The organism is Aeromicrobium sp. CTD01-1L150, assembly GCF_041951745.1.
Taxonomy (GTDB): domain Bacteria; phylum Actinomycetota; class Actinomycetes; order Propionibacteriales; family Nocardioidaceae; genus Aeromicrobium.
The window spans coordinates 1,539,707-1,553,769 of sequence record NZ_CP169555.1 but is presented as its reverse complement, the minus strand read 5'-3'; the positions used below and the strand labels follow the sequence as shown (position 1 = coordinate 1,553,769).

The 14,063-nt window shown below is 70.5% G+C and carries 15 protein-coding genes; 6 read left to right on the top strand and 9 right to left on the bottom strand.

Annotated elements, in window-relative coordinates; genetic code table 11:
• Positions 1–53 precede the first annotated feature (53 nt).
• On the top strand, positions 54–1,319 hold the full coding sequence (locus tag ACEVFP_RS07700; protein ID WP_375003101.1) for a phytoene desaturase family protein: 1,266 nt from the start codon (positions 54–56) through the stop codon (positions 1,317–1,319).
• 173 nt (positions 1,320–1,492) lie between these two features.
• Here ACEVFP_RS07700 and metF read toward each other — a convergent pair whose 3' ends face one another.
• Positions 1,493–2,407 carry a methylenetetrahydrofolate reductase [NAD(P)H] gene (gene metF / locus ACEVFP_RS07695; RefSeq protein WP_375003100.1) on the bottom strand — a complete coding sequence of 305 codons (915 nt, stop codon included), beginning with the start codon at positions 2,405–2,407 and terminating at the stop codon, positions 1,493–1,495.
• Between the two features lie 23 nt (positions 2,408–2,430).
• Between metF and ACEVFP_RS07690 the strand changes: the two genes are divergently transcribed.
• From ACEVFP_RS07690 to ACEVFP_RS07680, 3 genes are all read left to right on the top strand, one after another.
• Entirely contained in the window at positions 2,431–3,468 is a 1,038-nt protein-coding gene (locus ACEVFP_RS07690) for a polyprenyl synthetase family protein (protein ID WP_375003098.1), read from the top strand.
• 139 nt (positions 3,469–3,607) lie between these two features.
• Entirely contained in the window at positions 3,608–5,632 is a 2,025-nt protein-coding gene (gene pknB / locus ACEVFP_RS07685; protein WP_375003097.1) for a Stk1 family PASTA domain-containing Ser/Thr kinase, read from the top strand.
• 13 nt (positions 5,633–5,645) lie between these two features.
• Positions 5,646–6,182, top strand: coding sequence for a carboxymuconolactone decarboxylase family protein (locus ACEVFP_RS07680; RefSeq protein WP_375003096.1), 537 nt, complete (start codon positions 5,646–5,648; stop codon positions 6,180–6,182).
• 193 nt (positions 6,183–6,375) lie between these two features.
• Here the strand turns inward: ACEVFP_RS07680 and ACEVFP_RS07675 are convergent, their stop codons facing one another.
• The 3 genes from ACEVFP_RS07675 to ACEVFP_RS07665 form a co-directional block, all read right to left on the bottom strand.
• Positions 6,376–7,710, bottom strand: coding sequence for a class II 3-deoxy-7-phosphoheptulonate synthase (locus ACEVFP_RS07675; protein WP_375003094.1), 1,335 nt, complete (start codon positions 7,708–7,710; stop codon positions 6,376–6,378).
• 116 nt (positions 7,711–7,826) lie between these two features.
• Complete coding sequence (locus tag ACEVFP_RS07670) at positions 7,827–8,855, bottom strand: 6-phosphofructokinase (RefSeq protein ID WP_375003092.1); 1,029 nt, start codon at positions 8,853–8,855, stop codon at positions 7,827–7,829.
• A gap of 53 nt (positions 8,856–8,908) precedes the next feature.
• Complete coding sequence (locus tag ACEVFP_RS07665; RefSeq protein ID WP_375003090.1) at positions 8,909–9,661, bottom strand: lysophospholipid acyltransferase family protein; 753 nt, start codon at positions 9,659–9,661, stop codon at positions 8,909–8,911.
• 291 nt (positions 9,662–9,952) lie between these two features.
• Between ACEVFP_RS07665 and ACEVFP_RS07660 the strand changes: the two genes are divergently transcribed.
• Together ACEVFP_RS07660 and ACEVFP_RS07655 are read left to right on the top strand one after the other, a co-directional pair.
• Positions 9,953–10,723: an alpha/beta hydrolase gene (locus tag ACEVFP_RS07660; protein WP_375003089.1), complete on the top strand. Its 771-nt coding sequence runs from the start codon at positions 9,953–9,955 to the stop codon at positions 10,721–10,723.
• Positions 10,716–11,207: a hypothetical protein gene (locus ACEVFP_RS07655; RefSeq protein ID WP_375003087.1), complete on the top strand. Its 492-nt coding sequence runs from the start codon at positions 10,716–10,718 to the stop codon at positions 11,205–11,207. Before ACEVFP_RS07660 ends, ACEVFP_RS07655 begins: the two co-directional genes overlap by 8 nt.
• Here the strand turns inward: ACEVFP_RS07655 and ACEVFP_RS07650 are convergent.
• Genes ACEVFP_RS07650 through ACEVFP_RS07630 form a run of 5 tightly spaced genes read right to left on the bottom strand, consistent with a single transcriptional unit; the run spans position 11,113 to position 14,014 of the window.
• Positions 11,113–12,177, bottom strand: a complete 1,065-nt coding sequence (locus tag ACEVFP_RS07650) for an ROK family glucokinase (RefSeq protein WP_375003085.1) — start codon at positions 12,175–12,177, stop codon at positions 11,113–11,115. The genes ACEVFP_RS07655 and ACEVFP_RS07650 overlap by 95 nt on opposite strands.
• Complete coding sequence (locus ACEVFP_RS07645) at positions 12,177–13,169, bottom strand: ROK family glucokinase (RefSeq protein WP_375003084.1); 993 nt, start codon at positions 13,167–13,169, stop codon at positions 12,177–12,179. The genes ACEVFP_RS07650 and ACEVFP_RS07645 overlap by 1 nt, the downstream gene beginning before the upstream one ends.
• Positions 13,166–13,420, bottom strand: a complete 255-nt coding sequence (locus ACEVFP_RS07640) for a hypothetical protein (protein WP_375003082.1) — start codon at positions 13,418–13,420, stop codon at positions 13,166–13,168. Before ACEVFP_RS07640 ends, ACEVFP_RS07645 begins: the two co-directional genes overlap by 4 nt.
• Positions 13,410–13,844, bottom strand: a complete 435-nt coding sequence (locus ACEVFP_RS07635; protein ID WP_375003081.1) for an SRPBCC family protein — start codon at positions 13,842–13,844, stop codon at positions 13,410–13,412. Before ACEVFP_RS07635 ends, ACEVFP_RS07640 begins: the two co-directional genes overlap by 11 nt.
• The gene (locus ACEVFP_RS07630; RefSeq protein WP_375003080.1) at positions 13,844–14,014 is read right to left on the bottom strand and encodes a hypothetical protein; all 171 of its coding nucleotides are present in this window, start codon (positions 14,012–14,014) and stop codon (positions 13,844–13,846) included. Before ACEVFP_RS07630 ends, ACEVFP_RS07635 begins: the two co-directional genes overlap by 1 nt.
• Between the last annotated feature and the right edge of the window lie 49 nt (positions 14,015–14,063).

Below are 14,063 nucleotides of genomic sequence, written 5' to 3'. Positions count from 1 at the left end.
CCCCGCACCGACACGGCCGCCGCGTCCGTCCGGGTCCCGCGTAGTCTGCGCGCATGGCGCGTGTCGTGGTGGTCGGCGGTGGATTCGCCGGCCTGGCGAGCGCCGCCCGCCTGGCCAAGCTGCGCCACGAGGTGGTGCTCCTGGAGTCGGCCGAGGAGCTCGGCGGCCGCCTGCGCAACGTGAGACGCGGGACGGGGGCCTGGCAGATCTGTCCGGACACCATGACGCTGCCGGGCGTCGTGCGAGACCTGTTCCGCAAGTCCGGACGCCCGCTCGACAAGGCTCTCGACCTCGAGACGGTGCCCGGCCGCCGTCACGTCTTCGCCGACCGCAGCAGCCTGGACCTGCCGATGGGGCGCCGCTCGGACCAGCACGACGCGGTCACAGGCCTGCTCGGCGCCGATCCGTGGTCGCCGTGGCTGGACACGATGCCCGAGTCGTGGGACGTGCTGCGCCGACGCACCATCCACACCTTGCCGTCCGGACACGGCACGCTGGATCGCGCCGCGCGCAAGAACCTCGCCGTCCGGCGCTCACTGCGTCGTGCGGCGCGGATGGCCTTCAAGGACCGGCGGCTGCGGGCGATGGTCGTCGACGCCGCACGGCTCGACGGCGACGACGACCGGGTCACCCCGGCATTCACCGCCGTCACGCACTACCTGGAGCGCAACTTCGGGCGCTGGCGGGTCGTCGGCGGCATGCCGGCCCTGGCAGATGCGCTCACCCAACGGCTCGCCGAGCGTCGGGTCACCACTCACCTCGGCGTCCGCGCCCACGGCCTGGAGGTCTCGGCCGACGGCGCCGTCCGGGCGGTCCTCACCGAGGACGAGCGGTACGAGGCCGATGTCGTGGTGTGGGCAGCAGGAACCTGGCCCCGGCCGTTGCCGCCGCCGAAGCTCCTACCCTGCATCCCGGCCACCCGCACGCTGGTGCGGCTCGGCCCCGAGGCGCCGATGCTGCCGCATGACATCGCCACCCACGGCGACCCGCCGATGCGGCTGTGGTCGGACGGGTCGGACTGTTGGACCATCACCCACCACAACGCCGAGGACCCCATCACCGCGCTCGCCCGCGTCGGGATCGACCTGCGCGAGCAGGTGGAGGAGCGGCACGACCTGCGCCCCACCGAGCTCGTGCTGCAGACCCACTGGGGCTGGCAGTGGCGCGGCTGGGCCTCTCAGGTGAACAGGCCGTCCCGGCCCGGCCCGGACGGCCTGTTCATGGTCGGCGCGCATGCCCACCCAGGTCCGGGACTGGAGCTCATCGGCCTGGCAGCCGAGGCAGTGGCCGAGCACCTGGGCCCGGTCCCTCGCCGCTGACGACCCCGCCGGGCCCTGGGCTCCGGCGGGAATCGGACCACGACCACCACCGGCGGGCCACCGCGACCCACCGCGCCTTACCGCTCGATCAGACCCTCCCGGCGGGGGTGCCGGGCCGTGGGCGGCGAACAACACCGCGGGGGTGCCGGGCCGTGGGCGGCGAACAACACCGCTCAGAGCCGGCCCTCCTCGCGCAACGTCTGGAAGATCTCGCGCGTGGCCTTGGACCGGTTCAGGGTGATGAAGTGCAGACCGGGGGCACCGGCCTCCAGCAGGTCACGGCACAGCTGGGTGGCCAGCTCGATGCCCTTGGCACGCACCGCCGCCTTGTCGTCCATGAGCGGCTCGATCTCCTGGAGCACCTCGCGAGGGATCTCCGCGCCGGACAGCTCGGCCATGCGGGCCACCTGGGCATAGTTCAGGATCGGCATGATGCCGGGAATGACGGGGATGTCGCAGTCGCGCGATCGCACCCTCTCCAGCAGCCCGACGTAGTCGGAGGCACGGAAGAACAGCTGGGTGATGGCGTACTGCGCGCCAGCCCTGGCCTTGTCCACCAGGACGTCGGCGTCGGCGTCCAGCCCGTCGGCGTCGGGGTGGCCTTCAGGGAACGCGGCGACTCCCACATGGAAGTCGCCGACCTCGTGCGCGAGCTCCACGAGCTCGATGGCGTGCGTCATGCCCCCGGGGTGCGTCTCCCACGGTGCCCTCGGCCCACCCTCGGGGTCACCGCGCAGGACGAGGACATGGTCGATGCCGGCGCTCGCGTACTGCTTGAGCACGACGGCGATCTCCTCGCGGCTCTGGCCCACCAGTGTGAGGTGACCCACCGCGCGGATGCCGGACTGTTCGGCGATGCGTCCGGTGACCCGGACCGTGCGGTCCTGGCTCGTTCCTCCCGCACCGTAGGTGACCGACACGAACGTCGGGTCCAAGGGCTCCAGGTCGGCGATCGTCTGCCACAGGAGCTCCTCGCCCGCGTCATCCTTGGGCGGGAAGAACTCGAAGGAGTACGTGGGTCGACCCGAGGCCAGTGCCTCGGAGATCGACTGCGGAGAACTGGCCGAAGGGCCGCGCAAGTCAGGCACGGACCAACGGTATCGTCCGTGACGTGACTGCCGCCGAGGATCCCGCCCTGCGAGACGTCGACGCAGCCCTGACCGCTTTCCTGGCCGACCGCCGCCGCGACCTCGAGCCCCTGGGACCGGAGCTCGTACCGTTCCTCGACGCTGCCCAGGAGTTCGTCGCCGGTGGCAAGCGACTGCGCGCACGGTTCTGCCGCAGCGGCTGGCTCGCAGCAGGCGGCGATGCCACCGACCCGGCCATCGACGTGGCGGCGGCCTCGCTGGAGTGGCTCCAGGCGAGCGCGCTGGTGCACGACGACCTCATGGACGGCTCGGACGTGCGCCGGGGGCGGCCGAGCGTCCATCGTGCGTTCGAGGGACGTCACCGTGATGCCGACTGGGTCGGCAGTCCGACCGGGCACGGCAGTGCGGTCGCCGTGCTGCTCGGCGACCTGATGCTCTCCTGGACCGACCAGCAGCTGCGATCCAGCCGGCTCCCCACGGTCGCCCGTGCGCTCGACCTGCTCGACCTGTGTCGTTCCGAGGTCGCCTCGGGCCAGTACCTCGACGTCCTGGCCCAGACCAGGACCGACGTCGGCGTCGACGAGGCGCTGCGGATCGTCCGGTTCAAGTCGGCCAAGTACACGGTGGAGCGCCCGCTGCAGATCGGCGCCGCCCTGGCTGGTGCCGACGACACCTTCATCGACTCCCTCAGCACGGTGGCCCTGCCCCTCGGGGAGGCCTTCCAGCTGCGCGACGACGTCCTGGGCGTGTTCGGTGACCCCGTCGTCACGGGCAAACCGGCCGGCGACGACCTGCGTGAGGGCAAGCGCACCGTCCTGGTCGCACGGACGCTGGAGCTCGGTGACGACGACGAACGCGACCTCGTCCGGCGCCTGCTCGGCACCCCGGAGGGTGTCACCCCGCTGAGCGAGCTGATGGTCCGCACCGGCGCGCTGGCTGCCGTCGAGCGTGACATCACCACCCGCGAGGAGGCGGCGAGGACGGCACTCGAGCAGCTTGATCCCACGGCCCGCGCAGCCATCGAGCCCCTGCTCGCGGCTGTCACGCGTCGCGCCAGCTGACCCAGGCCCCGGGGAGGAAGGGGTGACACGCATCGCAGCGAGATGAAGTCTGAGTGGGCCAGACTCACTAGAATCACCATGCCGCCGGTCCCGGCGGCATGCCCCACCAGACCCGTACCAGCAAGGAGAGGAGGCCGACGTGGCTGTCACCGGCGACGAAGCACTCGTCGGACGACTCCTCGACGGCCGGTACCTGATCGGCGAGCGGATCGCCCGCGGCGGGATGGCCAGCGTCTTCAAGGGGACGGACCAGCGACTTGATCGCGACGTCGCGATCAAGGTCATGCACAACGGCCTCGGCGACGACGGCACCTTCACGCAGCGCTTCGAGCGCGAGGCCAAGGCTGCCGCGAAGCTCAACCATCGCGGCGTCGTCTCCGTCTTCGACCAGGGCCATGACGGTGAGACCACCTACCTCGTCATGGAGTACGTCCCCGGTCACACGTTGCGCACCGTCCTGCGCGAGGAGGCGCCGATGCCGCCTCGCCGCGCACTGGACCTGCTGGCAGACATCCTGGTGGCACTGTCCGTCGCGCACCGCGAGAACCTGATCCACCGGGACGTCAAGCCCGAGAACGTCCTCATCACGCCCGAGGGCGAGGTCAAGGTGGCGGACTTCGGCCTGGCCCGTGCGGTCAGCAGCGCCACGACCGCGACCAGCGGCACCCTCATGGGCACCGTCTCCTACCTGGCCCCTGAGATCGTGGTCAACGAGAGCGCCGATCGCCGGTCGGACGTCTACGCCTGCGGCGCGATGCTCTACGAGATGCTCACCGGCTCCAAGCCGCACACGGGCGACACCCCGATCCACATCGCGTACAAGCACGTCCACCAGGACATCGGGGCCCCCTCGGAGATCGTGCCCGACGTGCCCGCGTACGTCGATGCCCTGGTCGCGCGGGCCACGGCTCGCGACCAGGCCTCCCGTTCCACCGACGCGAGCGTGCTGCTGCAGCAGGTCCGCATGGTGCAGCGGGCGCTCGATGCCGGCCTGGAGGACGACCCCGACCTGGTGGCTGACCTCACGCCCAGCCCGTCACGTGACGACGACCCTGACTCCGAGGTCACCGTGCCGGTCGGTGTGGGCGCTGCGCCTTCGGCCGGACCGCAGACCCCGGCGGAGGTGGCCCCCTTGGACACCTCCGGCGAGCCGACCGTGGGCGTTGCGGCGCCGGCCGCCGAGCAGACCATGCGGTGGAGCTCCTCGGAGTGGGCACCGCAGGCCGACGACGATCCTCACCGCGCCATGTCCGATGAGGAGTACCGGCTCGCGACGACCAGCAATCCCCGACGACGCCGCGGCAAGGTGCTGCTGATCAGCGTCATCGTGCTGGCGGTCCTGCTGGCCGGGTTCGGCTACTGGCTGGGCGTCGGCCGCTACACCGAGACTCCCCAGCTCGTCGGCCGCAGCGAGGCCCAGGCCGTGACCGAGGCCGAGGAGCTGGGTTTCGAGCTCACCGTGAGCGGTCGGGCCTTCTCCGAGACCGCGCCGCTCGGTACCGTCATCTCCACCGACCCGGCACCGGGTGAGCGGGTCCTGCCCGACAGCTCGATCAGCGCCGTGGTCTCCAAGGGCCAGGAGCGCTACGAGATCCCCAAGACGCAGGGCAAGACGGTCGATGAGGTCGAGGAGGAGCTGTCCGAGCTGAATCTCAAGCTCGGCGACACCACCGAGGAGTTCAGTGACAAGGTCGACAAGGGGCGCATCGTGCGCCCGGTGGACCACAAGGCGGGCGACCGGGTGCGCCGCGACACCACGATCGACTTCATCGTCAGCAAGGGCCCCCAGCCGATCGAGGTCCCGGACCAGACCGGCCGCAGCCGCAAGGCCGCCGTCGAGTCGCTGGAGAAGGCCGGCTTCACGGTGGAGGTCGAGGGCAAGTACTCCGACGACGTCGACGAGGGCGACGTCATCTCGCAGAGCCCCGACGAGGGGACGGCGTTCCGTGGCGACGTGATCACGATCGTGGTCTCCAGGGGCCCGGAGGAGATCGAGGTGCCCGACGTCGTCGGCGAGAAGCGCAAGGACGCCGAGAAGACCCTCGAGGATGCCGGCTTCAAGGTGCGGGTCCGCAACGTCCTGCCCGGCAACACGGTGCGCGCACAGACCCCGGACGCCGGCGAGGACCTCAAGGTCGGAAAGACGGTCACGATCTACGTCTGAGTAGCCTGTGCGCATGGATCCCTCCCCCCGCATCGCCCCGGGTGGCCTGCGCGAGCTCGGCGTCGTCAATCACCTGATCTGTGCACTTGCCGGTCGCGTCATCGGTGGACAGCGACCCAACGTCTTCACCACGCTGGGACGTCGCCGCGGTCTGTTCCGCGCCTGGCTGATGTACAGCGCGACGATGATGCCCGGCGGCAAGCTGCCGCGGACCGAGACCGAGATGGTGATCCTGCACGTGGCGGCGCTGCGCGGTTGCGAGTACGAGCAGGGCCACCATCGACGCCTCGGACGTCGGGTGGGGCTGACCCAGGAGCAGGTCGACCACACTGACGACGCCGGCTGGTCAGGCTGGTCGTCGCGTCAGCGGACGCTGCTGACCGCGGCCGGTGAGCTGGTGCGCGACAAGGATCTGAGCGACTCGACGTGGGCTGCAGTGCGTGAACAGCTCGATGAGCCGGCGGCGATCGAGCTGCTCATGCTGGTCGGTCAGTACGACTCCCTCGCCACGACCCTCATGACGCTGCGCGTCCAGCCCGAGGAGCACTGAGCCGTTCCCAGGGGCCCAGCCGTCCCTCGGGTCGGTGACCACGGGGGTCCCGGGCTGTGGGCGGCACCAACCCCAGACTCGCCACCACCGGCCACACCACCCGACCACCACGCGGCCCGGGCCCCCGGCGGGGGTCCCGGGCCGTGGGCGGGAAACGGGACCGCGGGGATGCCGGGCTGGGGCGGCAGGGGAACTAGCGCTCGCGCAGCATCTCCGCGACGAGGAACGCCAGCTCCAGCGACTGCTCGCGGTTGAGGCGGGGGTCGCAGAGTGTCTCGTAGCGACGCGACAGGTCGTCGGCCGAGAGACGCGCACCGCCACCGACGCACTCGGTGACGTCGTCGCCGGTGAGCTCCACGTGCATGCCGCCGGGCCAGGTTCCGAGCGCGCGGTGGACCTCGAAGAATCCCCGTGCCTCGTCGATGACGTCGTCGAACTCGCGGGTCTTGTAGCCCGAGCTCGCCTCGAAGGTGTTGCCGTGCATGGGGTCACAGATCCATGCGGCCTCGATACCGGCTGCTGTCACCTTCTCCACCAGGTGGGGCAGCAGGTCGCGGATCTTGCCGGCACCGAAACGGGTGATGAAGGAGACCTTGCCGGGCGTGCGCTCGGGGTTGAGCTTCTCGTAGAGCGCGATCGCGTCGTCGGGCGTGGTGGTGGGGCCGAGCTTGACGCCGATCGGGTTGGCGATCTTGCTCAACAGCTCCACGTGGGCTCCGTCGAGCTGGCGGGTGCGCTCACCGATCCACACGAAGTGACCTGAGACGTCGTACGGCTGCTGGGTGCGTGAGTCGATGCGGGTGAGGGCGTGCTCGTACTCCAGGATGAGCGCCTCGTGGGAGGAGTAGAAGTCGACGCTGTGCAGCTCGTCGGGGTCCACGCCGATGGCGTCCATGAAGGCGAGGGCACGGTCGATCTCGGCCCCGATGCGCTCGTAGCTGACGCCGACGGGGCTGCGCTTGACGAAGTCGGTGTTCCACTCGTGCATCTGCCGCAGGTCGGCGTAGCCGCCGGTGGTGAAGGCACGTGCCAGGTTGAGGGTGGCCGAGGACGCGTGGTAGACGTCGACGAGGCGCTGCGGGTCGTGCCGTCGCGCCTCGGCGGTGAAGTCGAAGCCGTTGACGGCGTCGCCGCGGTAGGCGGGCAGGGTGAGGCCGTCACGGGTCTCGGTGTCGCTGGAGCGCGGCTTGGCGTACTGGCCGGCCAGGCGACCGACCTTGACCACGGGGACGCTGGCGGCGTAGGTGAGGACGACTGCCATCGACAGCAGGACCCGCAGCTTGTTGCGGACGTTCTCTGCAGTGACCCCCTCGAACGTCTCGGCGCAGTCGCCGCCCTGCAGCAGGAAGGCCTCCCCCCGCGAGACGGACGCCAGGCGGTCGCGCAGGTCGTCGCACTCTCCGGCAAAGACGAGCGGTGGCATCCGGCGCAACGTCTCGACCGCGGCGTCGCGGGCGGCTGGGTCGGCGTACGTGGGCTGCTGGACAGCACCCAGTGCACGAAGGTCATCGAGGGAGGGAATGCTCACCGCTCAAGGATACGCGCGGGTCCCCGACGGCCCGACCGCCTGTCCGCCGAGCGACACGACCGGTGGGTCCTCACGGCCAGCGCGACCCGCACCGACGTCGGGCGGCTCGGTGCCGGTCAGCCGAACAGCACCTCGGCCTCGTCGTACAGCTCTGGCCGCACGACCTTGAGCTCCTTGGTGCCCTCCTGCAGCGGCACCCGCACGATGTCGGTCCCACGCAAGGCCGTCATCGTCGCGAAGTCGCCGTCGTGCACGGCCTGGATGGCGTGCAGCCCGAAGCGGGTGGCGAGCCAGCGGTCGAAGGCCGACGGTGATCCGCCGCGTTGCACGTGGCCGAGAACCACGGCGCGCGCCTCCTTGCCGGTGCGTTCCTCGATCTCGGCGGCGAGCCGATCACCGATGCCGCCGAGGCGCACGTGCCCGAAGGCGTCCTTCTCGCCGCTGACCAGTGTCATGGAACCGCCGTCCTGCGGCACGGCCCCTTCCGAGACCACGACGATCGGCGAGAACCGGGTGGCGAAGCGGCTCTCCACCTGGGCGCAGACCTTCTCGATGTCGAAGGGGCGCTCCGGTATGAGGATGATGTTGGCGCCTCCGGCCAGTCCGGAGTGCAGCGCTATCCAGCCGGCGTGGCGACCCATGACCTCCACGACGAGTACCCGGTGGTGGGACTCCGCGGTCGTGTGCAGCCGATCGATGGCCTCGGTGGCGACGTTGACCGCGGTGTCGAACCCGAAGGTGAAGTCCGTGCCGGACAGGTCGTTGTCGATGGTCTTGGGCACCCCGACGACCTTGACGCCGAGGTCGGCGAGCCGGCTGGCCACGCCCAGGGTGTCTTCGCCTCCGATGGCGATGAGGGCGTCGCAGCCGTGGGCCGCGAGGTTCTCACCGATCCGTTCCACCCCGCCCTCCTCGGCGAACGGGTTGGTGCGGGAGGACCCGAGGATGGTGCCTCCGCGCGGCAGGATCCCTCGCACGGCCTCGATGTCCAGGCGCATGGTCTCGTCCTCCAGCGGCCCCCTCCAGCCGTCGCGGAAGCCGATGAAGTCGTCTGCGAACTCCTGGGTCCCTTTGCGCACGGCCGCTCGGATGACGGCGTTGAGCCCGGGGCAGTCGCCGCCTCCGGTCAGCATCCCGATCTTCATGGCTCCCACTGTGCCGCACCTCACAGGTCATCGTCGTCTGGAACCCGGCTGGTTCAGTCCGGCTTGATCTCGTCCCAGATCTCGTCGGACTCCGCCCGGGCGCTGGCCGCCTCGTCCTCGCGCTCGCGGTCCTTGTCGCGCTTCTTGGCGTCCTGGGCGTAGAGGTCCTCGTACTCCTGGCCGGAGAGCCGCATGACCTCGTACATGATCTCGTCGGTGATCGCCCGCAGGATGAAGCGGTCGTCGGCCATGCCGTCGTAACGGCTGAAGTCGAGGGGTTCGCCGAAGCGGACGCCGGGGCGCGCCATCTTGCCGAAGACCTTGCCGGGGGGCGCGACGACGTCGGTGTTGATGACGGCGACGGGGATGACCGGGACCTTGGCCTCCAGCGCCAGCCGTGCGACGCCCGTGCGGCCGCGGTAGAGGCGCCCGTCGTGCGAACGGGTGCCTTCGGGGTAGATGCCGCAGATCTCTCCTTCGGAGAGCAGCCGGAGCTGGGTCGAGATGGCGCCGGCTGCGGCGCTGCCGCTGGTCCGGTCGATGGGAACCTGCCCCGATCCGGAGAAGAACTTCTTCTGGAACCAGCCCTTGATTCCGGGGGTCTCGAAGTACTCAGCCTTGGCCACGAAGGTGACTCGACGCGGGATGACCAGCGGCATGAACAGCCAGTCGCTGTAGGAGAGGTGGTTGCTGGCCAGGATCGCCGGTCCGCTGGTCGGGACGTGGTGGGTTCCTTCTGCCCATGGCCGAAAGATCAGTCGAAGCAACGGCCCCAGCGCCAGGAACTTCAGGAACCAATAGAACACTCGCCGCCTCCTCCGCGTCACCCGGACTCTACCCGGCGGAGGTGCCGTGCGGTGGGCGACACAGGACACCACGAGCCGCCGGGCTGGGGGCACCCCCGACCCCGGACTCACCACCACCGGCCACACCACCCGACCGAAGATCGATCAGGCCCCCGGCGGGGGTCCCGGGCTGGGGGCACCTCCCTGCACGGAGCGCAGCGTAGTGCTTGGGGGATGGGCGGGAAACAAGCACAGGGAACACGGAGGTGCGCTCTGCTGTTGTGGAGTCAGAGCATGAGGGAGGATGGATCCATGAGCGCCACCGCACCGATCGTCCCGGGTGCAGAGCCCTACGTCGCCGACGGCGGCTCTGTGGGTGTGCTGCTGAGTCACGGGTTCACGGGGTCCCCGGCGTCGATGGTGCCGTGGGCTCGAGCGCTCGCCGAGCGCGGTCACACGGTGCGTGTCCCCCGGCTGCCGGGCCACGGCACCACGTGGCGGGAGATGAACACGACACGCTGGGTCGACTGGTACGGCGCGCTGGAGCGGGAGTTCCTGCAGCTGCGGGACCGTTGTGAGACCGTCGCGGTCGGTGGTTTGTCCATGGGCGGGGCGCTCGCGCTGCGCCTGGCGGCGTTGCATCCTGAGAGCGTCGATGCCGTGGTGGTGGTCAACCCGGCCCTCGCGATGGGTGATCCCAAGCTCAGGCTGGTCCCGTTCCTGAAGTGGATCGTCGCGTCGACCCCTGCGATCGGCAACGACATCGCCAAGCCGGGGCAGGACGAGAAGGCGTATCCGCGGACGCCGTTGAAGGCCTTGCACTCGATGATGCAGCTCTGGGACGACGTGGTCCCGCGGCTGGGTGATGTCACCGCTCCCCTGCTCTTCCTGCGTTCCCCCCAGGATCATGTGGTCGACGCCCAGACGTTGGACCTGGTGCGGGCTCACGTCGGCTCACGGGTGACGGAGTACGTCGACCTGCATGACAGCTATCACGTCGCGACGCTGGACCATGATGCCGAGCTGATCATGGAGCGGTCCGCGGCGTTCATCGCCGAGCACGCCGGGGCCGGCCATGGCTGAGCGCGACCCGCACTCCGACGATCCGTACTCCGAGGACGCCCATTCCGAGGAGCCCCGGTCCGAGGACGCCGTGTTCGACGACATCGTGAGCCAGCTGGATCTCGACTGGGACGACCCGGGCCTCATCGACTCACCGGGGCAGGACACCGAGCCGGTGCCCGAACCTGAACCGGAGGACTCGCTGCGGCTACCGCCGGAGCTGGATGTCGACGACGAGTCGGACCCGGTGGACGAGCAGTTCTACCGTCAGGTCCCGCAGGGTCCCGTGCGCCCGCCGCACAAGGGCCGCGCGCTCGCCTGGGGCGGGGTTCTGGGGACACCCGTGGTGCTGGCGTTGTGCACGCTGTTCGGGGTGTGGCTGTCCGGTCCGTTGCTGCTGACCGCGGGGCTCATCTTCGTCGCCGGGGCGATCTACCTGATCTCCCAGCTCCCCGAACGCGGACCCTCCCACCCGGACTGGCCGGACGACGGCGCCGTGCTGTGATGCGTGCCATGTCGGCAGCTCCCACGAGGCCGGCCTCCGGCCCCAGGTGGGCGCCGACGATGCGGGCGGCCGGACGAAAGCCCCGGCCCGTCAGCTGAGCCTCGAAGCTCTCCCGTGCGGGTGCGAGCAGGAGCTCGCGGGCGTCGCTGGCGCCACCGCCGATGACGAAGAGTCCCGGGTCGAGCGCGGCGGCGAGGTCGGCCATGCCGATGCCCAGCCAACGGCCGACCTCGGCGATCTGCTCCTGGCACTGTTGGTCGCCGCCCTCGGCGAGCTCGGTCAGGTGCCGCCCCTCCACCAGCTCTGCTCCCCCGGCCAGCTCGACGAGCCGGCGTCCCAGCCCGGTGCCGGAGGCGACCTCGGACTCGGCGGCCCGGGTGAGCACCCGACCGCTGGCGTACTGCTCCCAGCACCCCTGGTTCCCGCACTCACAGTCGTGACCGTCGGGCACGACACGCATGTGTCCGAACTCGCCAGCGATGCCGAAGCGTCCTCGGTAGGGCTGGCCGTCGATGACGAGTGCTCCGCCGATGCCCGTGCCGAGGGTGATGAGCACGAGGTCGGGCTCGTTCTGCGCGGCACCGAAGCGCCACTCCGCCCACCCGCTGGCGTTCGCGTCGTTGTCGACGAGCACGGGCAGCTTGGTACGCCGTGAGACACGGTCGCGCAGAGGCTCGTTGCGCCAGGCCAGGTGGGGCGCGAAGACCACAGTGGACTGCGTCGCGTCGACGAAGCCTGCGGCTCCGATGCCGATGGAGGTCACGTGGTGCTCGGCGCGCAGGGTCTCGGTGACCTCGACGATCGCCTCGAGGACGGCCGTGGGCTCGGTCGTGGGGGTCATGCGGCGGGTCCGCGCGAGGACGTAGCCGTCCTCGTCCACGACGCCGGCGGCGATCTTGGTCCCCCCGATGTCGATGCCGATCGCCAGGCGCTCGGGCAGGAACCTGTTCTTCTGACTCTTCTCGGCCATCAGCGATCCACCGGGGCGGCCCGGGTCCCTGCCGTGGTGGCGATCCTGCCGAGGTCGGCGGCCCCGACGAGCCCGGCGCCCTGTCCGAGGGTGGCGAGCCGGATGTCGGCGATCCCTCGATGCGTGCTGGCAGGCAGGTGCTCCAGGAAGGAGGCGCGCACGGGTTCCATCAGCAGGTCCCCGGCGGCACCCACCCCGCCGCCGATCGCGATGACGCTGGGGTCGAGCACGGTGGCGAGGTCGGCGCAGCCCTCGCCGAGCCAACGTCCGAGCCGCGCGAGCAGCTCGGTGGCCAGCGGGTCGCCACCCTGGGCGAGCTCGGTGACCATCGGGCCGGTGATGCCGACGGCTCCCCCGGCGCGCTCCAGCAGGGGCCGCGCCGCCGTGTCCCCCTGCGCTACCGCGGTGCGGGCGTCCGCCTCCAACGCACTGCCGCTGGCGTACTGCTCGAAGCAGCCGTGCTGCCCGCACCCGCACAGGCGCCCTTGGCGTACGAGCCTCAGGTGACCGATCTCGCCTGCCGCCCCGAAGCCGCCGCGCAGGAGGGCGCCTCGGTGCACGACTCCACCTCCGACACCGGTCCCGACGGTGACGAGCAGCAGGTCGTCGGTGTCCGATCCGGCGCCGAAGCGGAACTCGCCCCAGGCGGCGGCGTTGGCATCGTTCTCCACGACGACCGCGCGGCCGGTGAGCTCGGCGATGTCACGTCCGAGAGGCTCGTCGCGCCAGTCGATGTTGGGCGCGAAGGTGACGGTGGAGCGGTCCGCACTCACGAAGCCGGCGGCACCGACGCCGATGCCACCGATCGTTCCCTCGCGGGAGTGCCCGGCACAGAGCCCGTCCACGAGTCCGGCGACGGCTGTCGCGATCTTGCGGGCGTCCTGCGGTGTGGGCACGGACCGCGATTCGACCAGCCGTCCTTCGCTGGTGACGAGGCCGCCGGCGATCTTGGTGCCGCCGATGTCGATGCCGACACCGAGGTCCGCGCTCACGTGCGGCCCCTGCTGGCCTCGGTGACGGTCTCCTGCGCGCCTCGGACCCAGGAGACGAGGGTGTCGGCGGCGTGCTCGATGAGCTGCGGTCGGTCGCGGACCACCTGCACGAGCGGGTGCTTCACGGTGGATTGCTCGGCGAGCACCTGCAGCAGCAGGGCGAGCTCCTCCCCGAGGCTCCCGGTGGGTGGTTCGGATCCTTCGTCGACGTCCTCCGGGGCCGCTGACGACGGTGGGCGGTCAGCCGTCACGCTCGACCCGTCGTTTGAGTCCCGTCAACGCGGTGTCGATGATGACCTTCTCGGCCTTGCGCTTGAGCATGCCGAGCAGTGGCACGGCCACGTCGACGGACAGCTGATAGGTGACCTTGGTGCCCGAGGTCGTGGGCTCTAGCTCGTAGGTGCCGTCCATCGAGGTGAGCATCGTGCCCTTCTCCACCAGGCTCCAGGACACCGAGCGGTCGCCGTCCCACGTGTAGGCGAGGTCGTACTCGTCTCGGATGGGTGCGGCGTCCAGCACGAAGTGCACCCGGTCGGCCCGGTCGTCGCCGGCATCGACGATCTCGACACGCCGCACGCCAGTGGCCCAGGTCGGGTAGGCCTCGAAGTCGGCGATGACGTCCATGATCCGTGTGGGGTCGGCGTCGATGACGATGTCGCTGGCGGTCCGCGCCATCAACCCTCCTCGGATCCTGTGGTGAACGCCCTCATCGTAGTGGGCGCCTCCCCGTCGGCGGTGACAGGAGTGCTGCGGGTCGTGACGACGCCGACGTCGCTCGTCGCTGCGTGGTGCAGCGAGACGGGACGTGGCGACCAGGTCCCCTCCAGTGGGTCCTGCAGGTTCACGTGGTCACCTCGCGTGAGTGAGCGCGGCGACGGACGCCACCAGAGGCGC

What these genes read in the sequence shown, in the direction of transcription:
- ACEVFP_RS07670 (WP_375003092.1), bottom strand. Translation starts at nt 8,855, where the DNA reads ATGAAGATCGGGATGCTGACCGGAGGCGGCGACTGCCCCGGGCTCAAC.
- ACEVFP_RS07660 (WP_375003089.1), top strand. Translation starts at nt 9,953, where the DNA reads ATGAGCGCCACCGCACCGATCGTCCCGGGTGCAGAGCCCTACGTCGCC.
- ACEVFP_RS07680 (WP_375003096.1), top strand. Translation starts at nt 5,646, where the DNA reads ATGGATCCCTCCCCCCGCATCGCCCCGGGTGGCCTGCGCGAGCTCGGC.
- ACEVFP_RS07650 (WP_375003085.1), bottom strand. Translation starts at nt 12,177, where the DNA reads ATGGCCGAGAAGAGTCAGAAGAACAGGTTCCTGCCCGAGCGCCTGGCG.
- ACEVFP_RS07635 (WP_375003081.1), bottom strand. Translation starts at nt 13,844, where the DNA reads ATGGCGCGGACCGCCAGCGACATCGTCATCGACGCCGACCCCACACGG.
- ACEVFP_RS07700 (WP_375003101.1), top strand. Translation starts at nt 54, where the DNA reads ATGGCGCGTGTCGTGGTGGTCGGCGGTGGATTCGCCGGCCTGGCGAGC.
- ACEVFP_RS07655 (WP_375003087.1), top strand. Translation starts at nt 10,716, where the DNA reads ATGGCTGAGCGCGACCCGCACTCCGACGATCCGTACTCCGAGGACGCC.